The following is a 16,282-nucleotide window of genomic DNA, read 5'->3' on the forward strand; positions in this document are numbered from 1 at the left end:
TCCCCCTGGACTTTACCTCTCCTAATCTCATTCAAGGAACCCGACATGAGCGACCTGAAAAGCCAGTTTGAAGAAGCCGTAAACTACATCCAGAACGCCGAAGGCGATTTTCAGCCGTCCAATGAAATGAAGCTGGAATTCTATGCCCTGTACAAGCAGGCAACGGCTGGCGACGTTAGTGGCAAGCGCCCGGGCATGATGGATTTTGTGAACCGCGCCAAATACGACGCCTGGGAAAAGGTGAAAGGTACGTCTTCCGAGCAAGCCATGCAGCAGTACATCGATAAGCTGGAAGCGCTGAAGTAAGTCGTCCGCCGAAAGCACGCCCCGCAGCCCGGCCAACCGGGCTGTTTACAATTTTCAGAAACGTAACTTTGTGGTCGTAAAACGTTTGTCATAAGATGCGCGCATCATAACAACAACAAACGACATGGAAGGTTATTGCTGATGGAAATTTCCCAGGCGCTGGAGCATTCCCAGCCCGGCCTCGTTAAACGCCTGACCACGGCTACCCGCCAGCACCAGCTCAATTACCGCTCGGAACAGACCTACCTTCACTGGATATCACGCTTCGTGCTGTTTCACGATCTGACAGACCCCGCCCTGCTGAAAGCGGATGATCGCCGGCTCTATCTTGACTACCTGACCGCACAGGTTAAGGTTTCCCGGGCAAGGCTGAACCAGGCAACCCAGGCGCTGGCATTTCTGTACTCAGAAGTACTGACAACGCCGGAGACACCGGCCGCTGCCTGAAATTCCCCTAGCGAGTCGTGGTGGTGGAACTGAACGATTCGTAAGTCCGGTTGGACTGAGGCTGAGGCACGATCTGGTACTGATTGCCCCAGGTCTGTCCAGGTATCTGCCGGGGATTGCTGAAATTGAATTCCACCGGGATTTCGCTTCGCCCAAGGTCTGTTCGCCTGTCCCTGGGCTGCAGGGCCAGTGGATCAAGGTAGAAATCCTTATCCGTCCGTGGCCGCACCGCTACGCCTTCAGCCGGCGCTTCCAGGCCACCTTCGATGACGGTACTGGCAAGCGAATCTTCTTCCAGCGACCGGAAAGGAATGGTGTCGATGGTGGTGCGCTCTTCGTAACTGAAGGCACCGCCCTCAACGGTGGTTTTGCTGGTCTGTGCAAATACCAGTGGTGACAACGCTGCAACGGCTGCCAGCCCAATTGTTTTAACGACTGTTTCGATTTCGCCCATGACACTTGCCTTATTATTCACTGTCTTGCCTGAACATCCACAATCTGCCTGTGTACGGCATCGCGTCAGGTTGACAATTTTTGATCAGTCTAGCGTCAATGGCAGGTAAAAACCCGGTCAACCGTCAGAATTGTGACATTCCTCACTTGTCTGACGACAGGGGCTCATAGCGGATGTCGGTGATTATGGTCTGGGTGAAGCCATCAGGAGTACGGACGCTGACTTCGTCATCCACCCGTTTGCCCAGCAGCGCCCTTGCCATGGGCGCGTCTATGCTCAGGTAACCCCGTGACAGATCAAACTCATCCGGGCCCACCAGACGATACCTGTGGGTCGAGCCATCATCATTTTCAATCGTGACCCAGGCTCCGAAGAACACCCGGCTGCGGTCGTCCGGCAGGCGATCGACCACCGTCAGTTCATCGAGACGCTTGCTGAGAAACCTGACCCTGCGGTCAATTTCCCTTAGCTGTTTCTTGCCATAGATGTATTCGGCGTTTTCCGAACGATCCCCCAGCGCAGCTGCTTCACGCACCGCCTGCGTCACTTCTGGCCGCTTTTTTTTCCACAGGAAGCGCAGCTCCTCCCGCAGGGCCTGTTCACCTTCGGCAGTGATATACCGTGTCCTGGCCATAACGTGCCCCCAATCTGGAAATAAAACACCCGGAACTAAAACCTTCAGACATAAAAAAACCCCGTAAATACGGGGTACAAAGCTAGCGCTGTGCTGGAGGAAGACGCAAGGGAAATCTCCCTCGCTGTCCATGGTTCCTATTATGCACAGACCATCTTAACTCCAGGTGGCCCTGGGATTACGTTTTGGTCAGAGCCCGGATTAGGTTGTGCACTCTAAGGTTCCAACGTAAATTCGTGCCAATAACACAGGTTTTGAAATCATTTGAAATGGGGATGGGAACAACAATGAACACACAAAAACTCATGGATTCAGCCCTTAACGGCCTTGACCGTATCGGCTTCCAGCTGGACCAGTATGGTATTACCGGCAAGCTGAACCGTCACAACCTGGCCGCTTTTATCATGCTTGAACAGAAGCACCTTGAAGGCGAGTGGGACAGCATTCAGGCGAGGTTTGATCGCCGGCGCTCACAGGTTGAAGGCGTTCTGACCGCCATCGAAACCCGCACTGACCCGCTGATCCGGCCCTTGATAAGCCGCATCAATCAGTTCCGCGGCGTATCCGGCAACTGATCAGCGTTACAGACTCCGAAGTTCGCCCGGTGACGTTGACTCACCGGGCTCTCCTGCCTGAAGCGTCTGAGTATCTTTGAGGCGCTTCCGACCCGGCGTGTATGCAGGCATGCTGATCGTTACCTTCAGACCCGGACATTCTGGGTCATCAAAATGATCACTCAACCTGATGACACCCTGATGGATTTCCGCCACGGCGCTCACCAGACTTAACCCGAGACCGTTACCCGGCAACGACCGGCTCTTACCGACCCGGTAGAAACGCTGGAATACCTGATCCTTTTCGCTGTCCGGTATGCCAATCCCGCTGTCGCCGACCTCGAAAATGGCATCATCACCCTCTTTGCGAACCTCTACCCTGATCAGACCATGCTCCGGCGTGTATTTGATGGCGTTATCGATGAGGTTGCTGACCATCTGGAACAGGAGATCACGGTCGCCCTCAATCGACACACTGCTGTCGACTGACTGTTCAAACTGCTGATCCTTGTCTTCCGCCAGCGCCTCGTAAAGCTCACAGGCATCGGTGACCAGTTCTCCCAGCGATACCGGCTTCATGTCCGCCGCGTTGCCACGGGTTTCCAGCCGGGCGATGCGAAGCAACGCGTTGAAGGTCGCCAGAAGCTGGTCTGCCTCTGCAACCGCACGGGCGGCCTGGTCCCGGGCTTCATCGTTATCCACCGACATCAAAGTGTTTTCAAGCTGGTTGCGCAGCCGGGTAAGCGGGGTTCTCAGGTCATGGGCAATGCTGTCAGATACATGCCGGATGCCTTCCATCAGATACACAATCCGGTCCAGCATCTGGTTGAGGTTTTCCGCCAGCTGATCAAAATCGTCGTCGGTACCGCGGGTCGGAATTCGTAATGACAGGTGGCCGTTCATGATTCGGCGGGAGGTGTTATTGATCACCTCGATTCGCCTTGTGGTACTGCGGCTCATCAGGAACCCGCCCAGAAGCGCCAGTGCCAGGGTAATGCCCATACCCCAGTTTATCGCGCCCTCGATCAGCCGTTTCAGATTGGTAAGTTCATCAACGTCCCGCCCCACCAGCAGACGCAGGCCCCCCTGAACTTCAAAAATCCGGGCACGGGCCAACCGCTCAGGGCCGGTCCAGCCTACGGAGTCGTCCAACGTGAAATTGATCCAGCCGCTCTCAGATCGGGATCCCTGGGGCCAGGTTTCGATGTTGCCGGCCAGCTTGAGGAAATCATCGGTGGTCAGCAGGTAAATGGATTTGGCGTTGGGATCACGGGCAACCCGTTCACGGATGATTGAAATCAACCCGTTTATGCCGCTGCCACGGTACTGCTCGGCAAGCCCGGCGATCTCCGCCTCAATGGTCTCGTCGGTCTGGGCCGTCATGAAACCGGCCGTGCGCCAGTATATAAACGCCAGCAGCAGAAACACCGAGGTGGCAAACACCACCATGTAAAGCAGTGCCAGCTGGAATGAGGAAGTGCGAAGCTGGCTAAGCAGTTTCACGAAGCATGTACCCGGCGCCCCGGATGGTCTGCAACAGAGGCGTGTCGAATTCCTTGTCGATCTTGGCCCGCAGGCGGCTGATGTGCACATCAATCACATTGGTCTGCGGATCAAAATGATAATCCCAGACCTTTTCCAACAGCATGGTACGGGTGACCACCTGCCCGGCGTTGCGCATCAGGTATTCCAGTAGCCGGAATTCCCGGGGCTGGACATCGATGTTCTGCCCGGCACGTTTGACGGTGCGGGCCAGCAGGTCCATCTCCAGATCGGCCACATGCAGCACCGTCTCGGTCTCCGCCGACTGGCGGTTACGGCGAACCAGCGACTCGATACGGGCCAGAAGCTCGGTGAACGAAAACGGCTTGGTCAGGTAATCATCACCGCCACCACGAAGGCCTTCCACCCGGTCGTCGACATCACCCAGGGCGCTGAGGATCAGCACAGGCACCTGGTTGCCGGTGGCCCGCACGGTCTTGATGATGGCCAGGCCGTCCATACCGGGCAGCATCCGATCCACAATCATGATGTCGTAGTCTTCACTGGCGGCCATCATCATGCCGTCTTTGCCATCGGCCGCATGATCCACCACAAAGTCCGACTCTTTCAGACCCTTGATAAGGTAATTTGCCACATCTTGATCGTCTTCAATGACCAGCGCTTTCACCGGTAAACCTCCTGATTAGCGGTTTTCATTAACAGCTAGGGTACGAGTATGCCAGAACCGCGGCCAGTTACGATCTTGTAAGAGGGTGTCGCCATAGACGACGGTCACGCCAGATTCCGGAACCAGTCCAGGCTCTCCGACGTGGTGCCGGCCGGCCGATACTCTGCCCCGACCCAGCCCTGATACCCCATCCGGTCCAGCGCCTCGAACGCCCTGGTGAAATTGATCTCACCGGTACCGGGCTGGTTTCGCCCCGGATTATCAGCAATCTGCACGTGGGCGATCCAGGGCAGCAGGCACTCCATGGTGCGAATCAGATCCCCTTCCATGACCTGCATATGGTAAACATCGTACTGCAGCCTGACGTTGTCCGCCTCAATGCTCTCGATTACCTGCATGACCCGGGCGGAGGTATCCAGGAAAAAGCCGGGCATATCCACCCGCGAATTGATGGCTTCCAGGCAGAGGGTCATACCAGCACCAGCCAGTTTTTGCGCCGCGTATTCAACATTCCCCAACAGCGTGGTCCAGGCCTGATCTTCATTCAATCCAGCGGGGAGGAGCCCGGCCAGGCAGTTAACCTGCGTGCAGCTCAGGACCCCGGCGTAACGGATCGCCTGGTCTACCCCGGCCCTGAACTCTTCAACGCGATCCGGCAGACAGGCAATGCCCCGCTCACCCGCATCCCAGTCACCCGGCGGCAGATTGAACAGCACCTGGGTCAGGTTATTCGCATCCAGAATCTGCTTCAGCTGTTCCGGTTCATAAGCGTAGGGAAAAAGATATTCCACACCACGGAAACCCGCTTCGCTGGCCAGCTGGAAACGGTCGAGGAAATCGACCTCGTTGAACAACATCGACAGATTGGCAGCAAACGCAGGCATTGTTATCCCTTCTTCCGAGGATTGACGGACGAGCCCAGCAGCGCGCCGTTCATGTGTTCCAGCTCCAGCAACAGCCCACTATGGTCCGCTTCACTGTGGCCGTTGGCAATCAGACTCTGGTATTCATTGTGAGTCTGCTGCGCCAGCGGCAACGTCAGCCCCTCCGCCCGGGCCTCGTCCAGAATCATCCGCATGTCCTTCAACTGAATTCGCGATGGGGCGCCCGGTGCAAAATTCCGGTCAATCATCCGCTGGCCATGAAGCTCCAGAATCCGACTACCGGCAAAGCCTCCCATCAACGCTTCCCGAACCGCCGCCGGGTCCGCCCCACCCTTGGCCGCCAACAGCAGCGCCTCGGACACCGCGCCAATGGTAATCCCCACAATCGCCTGATTGGCCAGCTTCGCTAACTGGCCGCTACCCACCGGACCAATCCGGGTACATTTGCCCAGCGCATCGAAAACCGGCCGAACCCGTTCAATGTCCGCCTCCGCGCCGCCAGCCATAATACTCAACGTCGCCTGTTCCGCCCCCACGGTGCCGCCAGACACCGGCGCATCCACATAACCCGCGCCCTGCTTCTGCGCCATTCCGGCATGGCGACGAGCCAGGGAAGGCTGAACGGAGCTCATATCAACGTAAACCGCTCCCGCTTTCAGGGCGACGATGCCGCCCTGCTCAACCATGACCCGTTCCACCACATCGCCGTTCTCCAACATCGTGATTACCACATCGGCATCACGAACGGCGTTTTCAGGGGAATCGGCAATGGTTGCCTGATCTTTGAACGGAGCGCACTTACCGGCCGTCCTGTTCCACAAAGTCACGGTGAAGCCGGCGTCCAGAAGATTTCGGACCATGGGCGCTCCCATAAGCCCAATCCCGAGAAACGCGATATGCAGTTCTTTCGCAGTCATAATTCGAGCCTCTAACTCCAAAGCCAGAAGAAGTGAGTGGGCAGGCGCTTCCAAAACCGTGCGGAGCCATGGATGGCGGAGCCCGAGCGTACAGGGACGTATTTATAGCGTGTTTTGGAAGCGCCTGCCCACTCACTTCCGCCCGCCAAGGTTCGAGAGAAGCGAACTACACAAACAAAAACGCCACCGACCCGACTTGGGTGGTGGCGTTTTGACAATGCCAGGACTATCCGCTGAATCAGGCGGCTTCAGTTTCCGCCATCATCGCTGTGCGAATCTTCTTCATGGCGTTTTTCTCAAGCTGACGAATCCGCTCAGCCGAAACCCCATATCGATCCGCCAGCTCATGAAGCGTCGACTTACCATCAGACAACCAGCGCTCCCGAAGAATATCCTGGCTGCGCTCATCCAGCTGGCCAAGTGCTTCCATCAGCCGACCGTTAGAGTCATCTGTCCAGTCAGCCTGCTCAAGCTGCGTCGCCGGATTGCTGCGGTGGTCTTCCAGGAAATAGGCGGGTGCCTGATAGGCGTTATCGTCATCATCATCCTGCGGACCATCAAACGCCGTATCATGGGAAGACAGACGACCCTCCATTTCACGGACCACCTTCGGCTCCACCCCAAGATCGGCAGCAACCGCATTCACCTCATCGTGGCTGAGCCAAGCCAGGCGCTTCTTCTGGCTGCGCAGGTTGAAAAACAGTTTACGCTGGGCCTTGGTGGTGGCCACTTTCACAATGCGCCAGTTGCGCAGGATAAACTCGTGGATCTCGGCCTTGATCCAGTGCACCGCAAAAGACACCAGCCGCACACCGTATTCAGGGTTGAAGCGCTTGACCGCCTTCATCAGGCCCACATTGCCTTCCTGAATCAGGTCCGCCTGGTTCAGGCCGTAACCGGCATAGCTGCGGGCGATGTGAATCACAAACCGGAGGTGCGACAGCACCAGCTCTCTGGCTGCGTCTACATCACCTTCGTAATGCAACCGCTCGGAAAGCTTACGCTCCTCTTCAACCGAAAGAACCGGAATACGGGCCGCCGCCTGAATGTAGGATTCAAGGTTGGCGCCTGGGACTAGTCTGTCGAGAACCTGTAAGTTCGTGCTCATTTTTTCCCTCCGGACATGACGGCCATTAAATATAACAACTAAATCTTAGACCGCCAAGATCTGATAAAGTTCCCGAAAGCCAGGATAAACGCTTTTAAATCAGCGGCCTGGAACTTCAGGGTTGCACCCGCTTATCTTTTCAAATTACGCCTCAACGATCTGAATTGACAATACGGTATTGCCGAGATGGAAGATCACCCGCCCGCGATCTCGCCGGGCTCGATATCGTCAAGATGGCGCTTTACGGCCACCCAGGCGCCCAACCACCCTAACAGCATCGCGGCGATTATCAACGCGATAATGCCGTCGAAGGTCAGCCCACTGAGCGAGAAATCACTGCGGTAAAGGCCGGCAAGCCGCTCCACTGGCCCGCTGAGCCACCACAAGGATAACTGGAGCAGTAGCCAGGCAACCACACCACCGCCCAGACCAAACCAGGCACCGGTGTAAAGAAAAGGCCGACGAACGAAAGCGTCCGTGCCCCCTACCAGCTTTGCCACCAGGATTTCATCCCGACGGTTCTCGATCGATAACCGAACCGTATTGCCGATAACCAGAACCACGGCCGCAGCCAACAGTAGCGCCAGCGCCCAGACTGCACGGCCCAGCAGTTCGGTCATGGCGTTCAGCCGCTGTAGCCAGCCCAGATCTACCTGTACCTGCTCCACGCCGTCCATGCCTTCCACCAGTGCCAGCAACGTCTGAACACCGTCCGCTGTTCGGGAACCATCGCTGGGGGTAACCAGAAGTGTGTGGGGAAGGGGGTTACCGTCCAGATAATCCAAAGCATCCTCCAGGCCAGACGACGCCCGGAATTCATCCAGAGCAGTATCACGGTCAATCAGCTCTACCTCCGCTACCCGACTGTCCCCAGCAACCGTCTGTTTCAGAGTTTGCGCCTGTTCCAGCGTAACCTCTTCGGCCAGATAGGCGGTGACCCGTGCCGAGCTTTCCCAGCCAGCGCTGACACCCTGGAGGCTGGTCAGAAGCAGCATCAGTGCTACCGGCAGTGCCAGTGCCACGCCCATGACCGTCCATGTCATCAAACTCGCCACAGGGGCTTGCCAGAGCCGGCGGGCACTGTCCCGGGCCACCTTGCGATGATGCCCGAAATAGCTGCTGGCCTGCTGGGCCAGCGGGGACCGTGTGGTTCTGGCCCCTCTGCTTCTGGTATCGCTTTCCCTGGATGGGTCTTTCCGCCGATTCTGGGCGTCAGCCATGCAAACCCCCTGCGCCTGCCACCAGACGACCCTGATCAAGGGTGAGGGTTCGTCGACCCAGATCATTAATCAGACCAATGTCGTGAGTGGCAATCAGAACGGTCACACCAACCTGACTGAATTCCGCAAACAGACCCATGATGTCGGCGGAAAGCTGGGGGTCGAGGTTACCGGTGGGCTCGTCCGCCAGCAGAACCGGTGGCTTGTTTACCACGGCCCGGGCAATGCCGACCCGTTGCTGCTCACCGCCGGATAACTGCAGGGGGTTCATTTTCTCTTTGCTGAGCAAGCCCACCTTATCCAGCGCCGCCCGCACCCGGCGGCCGATATCCCGCGCCGATGTACCCATGACTTCAAGCGGCATGGCCACATTATCGAACACGGAGCGGTCGAAAAGCAGCTGATGGTTCTGGAAGACCACGCCAATATGACGGCGAATATAAGGCACCTGACGTCGGGGCAGGCGGTTAAGCACCTGCCCGCCGACGACGACTTCACCGGCACTGGGGCGCTCCATCACCATGATGAGCTTGAGCAGCGTGCTCTTGCCGGCACCGGAATGGCCGGTCAGAAAGGCCAGTTCACCCCGATCCAGGCCAAAGTTCACCTGCCTCAGCGCGGTATGGTCGCTGTCATAACGTTTGGTGACCTGCCGGAATTCAATCATGAAGGCTTATGTCTCGGAGGTTTCATCGAACAATGCGTCAACAAAGGTCCGCGCGTCAAAGCTGCGCAGGTCATCCACCTGTTCACCCACCCCGATGTAACGGATGGGCAACTGCAATTGCCGTGCTATGGCGAACACAATGCCACCCTTGGCGGTACCATCCAGCTTGGTCAGGGTAATGCCGCTGACCCCTACCGCCTCCTGGAACACCTGGGCCTGGCTCAAGGCATTCTGGCCAGTGCCCGCGTCCAGTACCAGCATGACTTCATGAGGAGCGGTGTCGTCGAGCTTTTTCATCACCCGGACTACCTTTTCCAGCTCACTCATCAGATTATCCTTATTCTGCAGACGCCCGGCGGTATCGGCGATCACCACGTCAATACCACGGGACTGGGCAGACTGAACCGCATCGTAAATGACCGAGGCGCTGTCAGCCCCGGTATGCTGCGCGATGACCGGCACCTTGTTGCGCTCTCCCCAGACCTGCAGTTGCTCCACGGCGGCCGCCCGAAAAGTATCACCCGCTGCCAGCATTACTGACTTACCGTCCCGCTGGAAAAGCTTGGTCAGCTTGCCAATGGTGGTGGTTTTGCCAACGCCGTTAACGCCCACCATCAGAATGACATAGGGCTTCTTGCCAACGTTGATATCCAGCGGCTTGGTAACATCCGCCAGCAGATCGTACAATTGATCCCGCAGCGCCTTCCGCAGGGCCTCGCCATTCTTGAGCTGGTTCCGTTCCAGCTTGTCGGTCAGCGATTCAATGATTTCCGTGGTGGCAGTTACGCCAACGTCTGCCATCAACAGCGTAGTTTCGATCTCTTCCAGAAGGTCAGCGTCAATTTTCTTACCGCCGGAGAAGAGACCGGAAAAGCCACCGGTCAGATTTGCCCGGGTCTTTCCGAGCCCGCTACGGATACGTTCGAATACGCTGACCTGCGGTTCAGGCTCTGACTCTGGCGCCTCGGGTTCTGCCTTTGCTGGCGCAGCCTCGGCAACCGCATCCGGGGTTTCCGGGGCGGGGCCGGTTTGCGGCGTTGCGCCGGGCTGGGGCTCGGGTTTTTTCTGGGGAACGGCTTTGGGGCGGGGCCGCGGACGATTGCCCACCAGATCCGCTACAAACACAAGAACCAGAAGGGCCAGTAGCCCGATGGAGATCCATTCTGCCGTCATAGTCATACCGTTGATCGTAGAATTCGCAGGATAAAAGAAAGGCGGTATTCTAGCAGACTGTCCGCTGGAAGTGACGGATCATCCGAAGCCTCGTAACATGCAGACCACGCAACCGCCTTTGCAACCAACTCCCCGGAACAGACCCTACGTATGGCCCGAAAATCCACAACCCGTCCGCCCGCTGGCGGCGAACTCAGAATCATCGGCGGTGACTGGCGCAGCCGTAAGCTGCGATTCCCCGATGCAGGCGGCGTTCGTCCGACTCCGGCACGCACCCGTGAAACCCTCTTCAACTGGCTGGCCAGCCAGCTACCGGGTAGCCGCTGCCTTGACCTTTTCAGCGGCTCCGGTGCCCTTGGCCTGGAGGCGATGTCCCGGGGTGCCGCGTCAGCAACCCTGGTCGAACACAATCAGGCGCTGGTGGAGGCCCTGCGAAAGAATCTGAGCCTGTTAAAAGCGGATAACGGCCGGGTGGTTTTGCAGCCAGTCGAGCAGTTTCTGGCCCAGCAGGCAACGGCGCCGTTCGACCTTGTGTTCATGGACCCGCCGTTCCGCCAGGGCTGGCTGGAACGCCTGTTGCCGCTTCTTGCAGAAAACGCCTGGGTGGCAGAGAGGGGCTGGGTCTACGTCGAACACGAAAGCGAATTGGCAAGCCCTACACCACCAACCGGCTGGCAATTACACCGCGCCAAATCCGCCGGCCAGGTAACTTACTGTCTTTATCAGACTGGCACAAAAAACCCCGCCTGATCCAGCGGGGTTGGTTGGTCACTGCCAGGCCTGAGCCCGCGCTGACGGGTCAGGCAGAAGGCCGCAGGGAATAAGCGCGCAGGTGCGCGGCAAAGTCCTCAAGGTAGCGGATGCCGCTGGCTTCGGCCTCGCGGCACCACTGCATCAGCGCCTGCAGCTTTTCCTGCGGCTTAACGCCCCGGCGACGCCAGAGCTCCTGCAGTTCATGACTCATCTGATAGATCGTGCGCAGGGCCTGGTTGCTGTCCAGCGCCGTTTCCAGATGCTCTTTGTCTGCCGGTTTGATCAGCGTGATCTCGCGGGACAGCAACCGTTTGATGGTGCGGTAGCGAGGACGGATTTCGACGTCCATCAGAGCTTTCTGCTGGCGCAACACAGGCTCCATAACCCGCTTACGATACTGGCGCATGATGTCAAAGCGGTTGTTGGCAATGGCCTGAACTGTTTCAACATCCACTTCCTGCTTGCCTGGCACATAGTGGGCAATCGGGCGATAACCCTTGGGGGTGGCGAGACCCAATGCCTGGAACAGCCGGATATAACCCCAGCCAATATCCACTTCGTACCAGCGCCGGGAAAGTTTCGACGAATTTGGATAGGTGTGATGATTGTTGTGCAACTCTTCGCCACCAATCAAAAGCCCCAGCGGCCAGATATTCCGGGCATTGTCTGCGCATTCAAAGTTGCGGTAGCCCATAAAGTGACCAAGGCCGTTGACGACGCCTGCCGCCCAGACCGGAATCCACATCATCTGCACCGCCCAGATCCAAATACCGTTGACACCGAACAGCATCAGGTCGATGGCGGCCATCAGGCCGATCCCCAGTGTCTGGTGACGACTGTATACATTGCGCTCTACCCAGTCTTCAGGGGTGCGCTGCCCATAACGTTGCAGGGTCTCATCCGTGCCCGCACCAGCATAGAGCTCCGCACCCTCGAACAGCACCTTGCGGATGCCCAGAACCACCGGACTATGGGGGTCTTCATCGGTTTCGCATTTGGCGTGGTGTTTGCGATGAATCGCCGTCCACTGCTTGGTATTGGTGGCCGTCGTCAGCCACAGCCAGAACCGGAAAAAATGCGCCAGCACCGGGTGCAGATCCAGGGAGTTATGCGCAGAATGGCGATGGAGATAGAGTGTCACGCTGATGATGGTGATGTGCGTCAATACCAGAGCAACCAGAATCAGCTGAATTACTGAAAGGTCCAGAAGACCGTTGTACCACATGTAAGGTTTCCTCGTTCGAAATCATCGGGTTGGCCAGAATCTGCCGGTAAAGCGGAGGGCCAGAACCGAGTGCAATCACTTTAGCGTACAGTTGTTCACCATAACAACCGTATTTGGGTGTGGTTTGGTGTCTGATTGCATTAACCTGTGTCCATCTATGACTTTTTCGGAGCCCGCCCTTGCCTGAGTTACCTGAAGTTGAAACAACCCGCCGTGGCATAGCGCCCCACTGCGAACACCAGGTGATTGCCAGAGTCATCGTCCGGGACGGACGGCTACGTTGGCCGGTTCCGGACAACCTGCCAGCACTGATAGAAGGTGCCACCATTACCGAAGTCGACCGGCGAGCGAAGTATCTGCTGATACGGGTATCAGGCACGGCGGCAACCGGAACGCTGATTGTCCACCTTGGCATGTCCGGCAGTCTGCGGGTGATCACCGACGCCAGTGAACCGCTGATCCATGACCATATCGAACTCTGGTTACAAAACGGTGTAAGGCTCCGGTTTAACGACCCCAGACGGTTCGGTTGCTGGCTCTGGTCGGAAACCCCTGACAGTCACCGTTTGCTCGCCAGCCTCGGCCCGGAACCACTGGCGCCTGAATTCAACGGCGCTCTGCTGTACCGGCTTTCCCGTGGCAAACAGACGCCGGTGAAATCCTTCATTATGGATAACCGCATTGTGGTTGGCGCTGGCAACATTTACGCCAATGAAGCCCTGTTCAAGGCCGGCATCCACCCCAGGCGGGCCGCCGGGCGCATAAGTCTCAGCCGCTACCACCGGCTGGCAGAGGCCATCAAAGAAACCCTGTCTGCCGCCATATTGATGGGGGGCACAACGCTCAGGGATTTTGTGAATAGTGATGGCAAACCCGGCTATTTTGCCCAATCCCTGCTGGTGTATGGGCGCGGTGGCGAGCCCTGCCGCGAGTGCGGCAAAGCGCTAAAAGAGATCCGGATGAATCAGCGCACCACAGTGTATTGCGGCCACTGTCAACGCTAGAGAAATAATGCAACAGAAAAATCGTTTGAAAATACGTAAATATGATTCATAGTTAACAGAGTATTTATGGTCCTCAGCTAGACTGTAGAATCATGGGCAGGCCATCAGGAAAACGCCGTCCACCTGCATAGCTTGGCGACAAACGGCCGCGGATAGACCGATATAGGGCCGACATATTCAGGAGATAATGTAATGAGCGGTAAAATTTCCCACTTCGTGATCACCGCCCTGGCGGTTTGCATGTTGGCGTTCTCCTCTGCCGGGCATGCCCAGGCGATTGATGAAAGCCCGAGCGCGCTGGCCATGACCGGTGACGCACTCTTCGCCCGGCCCGCTCTGTTTGCAACCACCGTGGTTGGCAGTGTCGTTTACGTGGTTTCATTACCCTTCTCCCTGCTTGGCGGAAACGCTGCAGAAGCCGGTGAAACGCTGGTCATGGGGCCAGCCAAAGCGACGTTCGTCCGGTGCCTCGGCTGCACCCGCATCGGTCGCAAGCCAGAAACCGTTGAACAGACCTCCGGTAACTGATCCGTAAAATCCCCGGTTGCCATCCGGCACGATCTTCGGCAGCCTGAAGTTTCATCAACTTCAGGCTGTCTGCGTTTATGGTGAACTGGCATTTTCTGGAAACCGTGTTCCTGGATATGGATGGAACACTGCTGGACCTTCATTTTGACAATCATTTCTGGCTGGAACACCTGCCCAGGCGATACGCCGAACACAACAACCTAAGCCCCAGGCAGGCACACGACCTGATCGTGCCGATGATCATGGCTGAACGCGGCTCGCTGAACTGGTATTGCACCGACTACTGGAGCAACCGGCTGGCTCTGGACATTACCGGGCTCAAAGCGGAAGTGGGAGAACGTATTGGTTACCGCCCCCACGTCACCGACTTTCTCGAAGCACTGCGCGGCAAAGGTCTGCGCTCGGTCATTGTCACCAATTGTCACCCGGACCCGCTAAACCTGAAACTTGAACGCACCGGGCTTGCGAGCCGGGTCGACGGCATCATTTCCAGTCATGAACTTGGCAAACCCAAGGAAGACCCCTCATTCTGGGCGGATCTGGCGAAACGTGAGCCCTACCGATGCGAATCCACGCTGATGGTGGATGACAGCTTCCCGGTTCTCGAGAGCGCCCGCAACGCCGGCATCGGACAGTGCCTTGCGATACTGGCACCGGACAGCCAGAAATCGCCGAACCAGCGCCACCCGGATTTTCCCTCCATCCATCATTTTGATGAAGTCACACCGGCGCTGCTGCAGAGTGAACCTCTGCCATACAGAGCCTGAGACCGCTATACTGTTGGTAAACAATGCCCGCCCATTAATCAGGTGAGGAGACATGACGGCAACCACCGCTGATCAGGATCGTGTGCGACTGGACAAATGGCTCTGGGCTGCCAGGTTCTATAAAACCCGCAACCTGGCCAAGCAGGCCATTGAAGGTGGCAAGGTTCACTACAACGGCCAGCGCGCCAAACCGGGAAAACTGGTAGAAACCGAAGCAACCATTACCCTGCGGCTTGGCTGGCAGGAGCGCATTGTGGTGATTGATAACATAAGCGACCGCCGGCGCAGCGCCCCGGAAGCACAGACGCTGTACCACGAAACCGAAGACAGCGTGAAACGCCGTGAAGATCTGGCCTGGCAGCGCAAGACCATGCAGGCGGCCCAACTGCCCCCGGCCCGCCGACCGTCAAAGAAGGATCGCCGGGACATTCAGCGCTTCCGCGAACAGAACGGGCTCTAACCTGCCGTTTCATCACTATCTATTCTTTATGTTCAAGCTCAGGAGACACACATGGCATCCGGGGACCAGTTCCAGCGATTTCTGTTTGAAGACAGCCAGGTGCGCGGCGCCTGGGTGAGATTGAACAAAAGCTACACCGAGATTGGCAGCCAGGCGCCCTACCCGGATTCAGTCCGACGCATGCTGGGTGAGTCTCTGGTGGCCAGCGTACTGATGAGCAGTACCCTCAAATTTGAAGGCTCCCTGTCGCTTCAGGCCCAGGGTGACGGCCCGGTAAAAACGCTGCTGGCAGAATGCAGCAATGACCGGTTCATCCGCGGAATCGCGCGCTTTGACGAGCACGCCGTGACCGAAGATGGGCTTCATTCACTGCTGGGCGGCGGCCACATGGCTATTACCATCACTCCCGATCAGGGCCAGCGTTATCAGGGATTGGTGCCGCGGGAAGAGCCGGACCTGGCAGGCTGCCTGAAAGACTATTTTGAACGCTCAGAACAGATTCCCACCAGTTTCTTTCTGTTTGCGGATGAACACGGCAGCGCCGGGCTGATGCTCCAGAAGCTGCCAGGCAACACCGAGCAGGATGAGGACCTCTGGGACCGCCTGAATCATCTGGCCAGCACCGTGGAAGCGGAAGAGCTGCTTAACCTGGACAGCGAAACCCTGCTTCACCGGCTGTTTCACGAAGAGACTGTGCGTCTGTTCGATGCCGAGCCGGTCGCCTTCCGCTGCAGCTGTTCCGCCGAGCGCACACTGGCTGCTCTGGAATCTATTGGTAAGGAAGAATGCTACAGCATCCTCGACGAACAGGGCGCGATCGAAATGGACTGCCAGTTCTGTCACGCTCACTATCGCTTTGATAGAAACGACATTGATCACCTTTTCACCGGCCATACGTTACACTAACCGCCACTACAGCTTGCTGAAAAGCCCGAAAGCCAGTCCCAGAGCGGCTTTCAGCGTAGTCGTTTTTTACCGGCGCCTCTGGCATAATAGCGCGCCTGACTGACC

20 protein-coding genes are annotated in these 16,282 nt (G+C 57.4%); 9 read left to right on the forward strand and 11 right to left on the reverse strand.

Annotated elements, in window-relative coordinates; genetic code table 11:
- Window positions 1-45 precede the first annotated feature (45 nt).
- Window positions 46-306, forward strand: a complete 261-nt coding sequence (locus E5Q11_RS14165; RefSeq protein ID WP_135804096.1) for an acyl-CoA-binding protein — start codon at window positions 46-48, stop codon at window positions 304-306.
- 141 nt (window positions 307-447) lie between these two features.
- The gene (locus tag E5Q11_RS14170) at window positions 448-753 is read left to right on the forward strand and encodes a phage integrase N-terminal SAM-like domain-containing protein (protein ID WP_135804097.1); all 306 of its coding nucleotides are present in this window, start codon (window positions 448-450) and stop codon (window positions 751-753) included.
- 7 nt (window positions 754-760) lie between these two features.
- Here E5Q11_RS14170 and E5Q11_RS14175 read toward each other — a convergent pair whose 3' ends face one another.
- The gene (locus E5Q11_RS14175; RefSeq protein ID WP_191964435.1) at window positions 761-1,207 is read right to left on the reverse strand and encodes a hypothetical protein; all 447 of its coding nucleotides are present in this window, start codon (window positions 1,205-1,207) and stop codon (window positions 761-763) included.
- 142 nt (window positions 1,208-1,349) lie between these two features.
- Window positions 1,350-1,841 carry a transcription elongation factor GreB gene (greB, locus tag E5Q11_RS14180; RefSeq protein WP_135804099.1) on the reverse strand — a complete coding sequence of 164 codons (492 nt, stop codon included), beginning with the start codon at window positions 1,839-1,841 and terminating at the stop codon, window positions 1,350-1,352.
- 287 nt (window positions 1,842-2,128) lie between these two features.
- On the opposite strand from greB, the gene E5Q11_RS14185 reads away from it, so the two are divergent.
- Complete coding sequence (locus tag E5Q11_RS14185; RefSeq protein ID WP_135804100.1) at window positions 2,129-2,416, forward strand: hypothetical protein; 288 nt, start codon at window positions 2,129-2,131, stop codon at window positions 2,414-2,416.
- A gap of 6 nt (window positions 2,417-2,422) precedes the next feature.
- Here E5Q11_RS14185 and E5Q11_RS14190 read toward each other — a convergent pair whose 3' ends face one another.
- The 8 genes from E5Q11_RS14190 to ftsY form a co-directional block, all read right to left on the reverse strand.
- Complete coding sequence (locus tag E5Q11_RS14190; RefSeq protein WP_135804101.1) at window positions 2,423-3,898, reverse strand: HAMP domain-containing sensor histidine kinase; 1,476 nt, start codon at window positions 3,896-3,898, stop codon at window positions 2,423-2,425.
- The gene (locus tag E5Q11_RS14195; RefSeq protein ID WP_135804102.1) at window positions 3,885-4,565 is read right to left on the reverse strand and encodes a winged helix-turn-helix domain-containing protein; all 681 of its coding nucleotides are present in this window, start codon (window positions 4,563-4,565) and stop codon (window positions 3,885-3,887) included. The genes E5Q11_RS14190 and E5Q11_RS14195 overlap by 14 nt, the downstream gene beginning before the upstream one ends.
- Before the next feature lie 104 nt (window positions 4,566-4,669).
- A complete protein-coding gene (hyi, locus tag E5Q11_RS14200; RefSeq protein WP_135804103.1) occupies window positions 4,670-5,449 on the reverse strand; it encodes a hydroxypyruvate isomerase in 780 nt (259 codons plus the stop codon).
- A gap of 2 nt (window positions 5,450-5,451) precedes the next feature.
- Window positions 5,452-6,366, reverse strand: a complete 915-nt coding sequence (locus E5Q11_RS14205; RefSeq protein WP_135804104.1) for an NAD(P)-dependent oxidoreductase — start codon at window positions 6,364-6,366, stop codon at window positions 5,452-5,454.
- Window positions 6,367-6,604: 238 nt separating this feature from the next.
- Entirely contained in the window at window positions 6,605-7,474 is an 870-nt protein-coding gene (gene rpoH, locus E5Q11_RS14210; protein WP_135804105.1) for an RNA polymerase sigma factor RpoH, read from the reverse strand.
- 194 nt (window positions 7,475-7,668) lie between these two features.
- Window positions 7,669-8,694: a permease-like cell division protein FtsX gene (gene ftsX, locus E5Q11_RS14215; RefSeq protein ID WP_135804106.1), complete on the reverse strand. Its 1,026-nt coding sequence runs from the start codon at window positions 8,692-8,694 to the stop codon at window positions 7,669-7,671.
- On the reverse strand, window positions 8,687-9,361 hold the full coding sequence (gene ftsE / locus E5Q11_RS14220) for a cell division ATP-binding protein FtsE (RefSeq protein ID WP_135804107.1): 675 nt from the start codon (window positions 9,359-9,361) through the stop codon (window positions 8,687-8,689). Before ftsE ends, ftsX begins: the two co-directional genes overlap by 8 nt.
- 6 nt (window positions 9,362-9,367) lie before the next feature.
- Complete coding sequence (gene ftsY / locus E5Q11_RS14225) at window positions 9,368-10,534, reverse strand: signal recognition particle-docking protein FtsY (protein ID WP_135804108.1); 1,167 nt, start codon at window positions 10,532-10,534, stop codon at window positions 9,368-9,370.
- A gap of 150 nt (window positions 10,535-10,684) precedes the next feature.
- Between ftsY and rsmD the strand changes: the two genes are divergently transcribed.
- The gene (gene rsmD, locus E5Q11_RS14230) at window positions 10,685-11,284 is read left to right on the forward strand and encodes a 16S rRNA (guanine(966)-N(2))-methyltransferase RsmD (RefSeq protein WP_135804109.1); all 600 of its coding nucleotides are present in this window, start codon (window positions 10,685-10,687) and stop codon (window positions 11,282-11,284) included.
- A gap of 49 nt (window positions 11,285-11,333) precedes the next feature.
- On the opposite strand, the gene E5Q11_RS14235 is transcribed toward rsmD, so the two are convergent.
- Window positions 11,334-12,512, reverse strand: a complete 1,179-nt coding sequence (locus tag E5Q11_RS14235) for a DesA family fatty acid desaturase (RefSeq protein ID WP_135804110.1) — start codon at window positions 12,510-12,512, stop codon at window positions 11,334-11,336.
- 179 nt (window positions 12,513-12,691) lie between these two features.
- On the opposite strand from E5Q11_RS14235, the gene mutM reads away from it, so the two are divergent.
- From mutM to hslO, 5 genes are all read left to right on the forward strand, one after another.
- Window positions 12,692-13,516, forward strand: coding sequence for a bifunctional DNA-formamidopyrimidine glycosylase/DNA-(apurinic or apyrimidinic site) lyase (gene mutM / locus E5Q11_RS14240; RefSeq protein ID WP_135804111.1), 825 nt, complete (start codon window positions 12,692-12,694; stop codon window positions 13,514-13,516).
- Between the two features lie 192 nt (window positions 13,517-13,708).
- Window positions 13,709-14,044, forward strand: coding sequence for a hypothetical protein (locus tag E5Q11_RS14245; RefSeq protein ID WP_135804112.1), 336 nt, complete (start codon window positions 13,709-13,711; stop codon window positions 14,042-14,044).
- Between the two features lie 77 nt (window positions 14,045-14,121).
- A complete protein-coding gene (yrfG, locus tag E5Q11_RS14250) occupies window positions 14,122-14,811 on the forward strand; it encodes a GMP/IMP nucleotidase (RefSeq protein WP_135804113.1) in 690 nt (229 codons plus the stop codon).
- Window positions 14,812-14,863: 52 nt separating this feature from the next.
- On the forward strand, window positions 14,864-15,271 hold the full coding sequence (hslR, locus tag E5Q11_RS14255) for a ribosome-associated heat shock protein Hsp15 (RefSeq protein WP_135804114.1): 408 nt from the start codon (window positions 14,864-14,866) through the stop codon (window positions 15,269-15,271).
- A gap of 51 nt (window positions 15,272-15,322) precedes the next feature.
- Window positions 15,323-16,177 (forward strand): Hsp33 family molecular chaperone HslO, encoded by an 855-nt coding sequence (gene hslO / locus E5Q11_RS14260; RefSeq protein ID WP_135804115.1) that lies wholly within the window; start codon window positions 15,323-15,325, stop codon window positions 16,175-16,177.
- Window positions 16,178-16,282 lie beyond the last annotated feature (105 nt).

It is taken from the genome of Marinobacter confluentis, assembly GCF_004785685.1.
Lineage (GTDB): Bacteria > Pseudomonadota > Gammaproteobacteria > Pseudomonadales > Oleiphilaceae > Marinobacter > Marinobacter confluentis.

Coding starts and splice junctions, on each gene's coding strand:
- yrfG (WP_135804113.1), top strand. CDS start 14,122: ATGGTGAACTGGCATTTTCTGGAAACCGTGTTCCTGGATATGGATGGA.
- hslR (WP_135804114.1), top strand. CDS start 14,864: ATGACGGCAACCACCGCTGATCAGGATCGTGTGCGACTGGACAAATGG.
- rpoH (WP_135804105.1), bottom strand. CDS start 7,474: ATGAGCACGAACTTACAGGTTCTCGACAGACTAGTCCCAGGCGCCAAC.
- E5Q11_RS14185 (WP_135804100.1), top strand. CDS start 2,129: ATGAACACACAAAAACTCATGGATTCAGCCCTTAACGGCCTTGACCGT.
- greB (WP_135804099.1), bottom strand. CDS start 1,841: ATGGCCAGGACACGGTATATCACTGCCGAAGGTGAACAGGCCCTGCGG.
- hyi (WP_135804103.1), bottom strand. CDS start 5,449: ATGCCTGCGTTTGCTGCCAATCTGTCGATGTTGTTCAACGAGGTCGAT.
- hslO (WP_135804115.1), top strand. CDS start 15,323: ATGGCATCCGGGGACCAGTTCCAGCGATTTCTGTTTGAAGACAGCCAG.
- E5Q11_RS14245 (WP_135804112.1), top strand. CDS start 13,709: ATGAGCGGTAAAATTTCCCACTTCGTGATCACCGCCCTGGCGGTTTGC.
- E5Q11_RS14205 (WP_135804104.1), bottom strand. CDS start 6,366: ATGACTGCGAAAGAACTGCATATCGCGTTTCTCGGGATTGGGCTTATG.
- E5Q11_RS14170 (WP_135804097.1), top strand. CDS start 448: ATGGAAATTTCCCAGGCGCTGGAGCATTCCCAGCCCGGCCTCGTTAAA.
- E5Q11_RS14235 (WP_135804110.1), bottom strand. CDS start 12,512: ATGTGGTACAACGGTCTTCTGGACCTTTCAGTAATTCAGCTGATTCTG.
- E5Q11_RS14165 (WP_135804096.1), top strand. CDS start 46: ATGAGCGACCTGAAAAGCCAGTTTGAAGAAGCCGTAAACTACATCCAG.
- ftsX (WP_135804106.1), bottom strand. CDS start 8,694: ATGGCTGACGCCCAGAATCGGCGGAAAGACCCATCCAGGGAAAGCGAT.
- ftsY (WP_135804108.1), bottom strand. CDS start 10,534: ATGACGGCAGAATGGATCTCCATCGGGCTACTGGCCCTTCTGGTTCTT.
- ftsE (WP_135804107.1), bottom strand. CDS start 9,361: ATGATTGAATTCCGGCAGGTCACCAAACGTTATGACAGCGACCATACC.
- E5Q11_RS14175 (WP_191964435.1), bottom strand. CDS start 1,207: ATGGGCGAAATCGAAACAGTCGTTAAAACAATTGGGCTGGCAGCCGTT.
- rsmD (WP_135804109.1), top strand. CDS start 10,685: ATGGCCCGAAAATCCACAACCCGTCCGCCCGCTGGCGGCGAACTCAGA.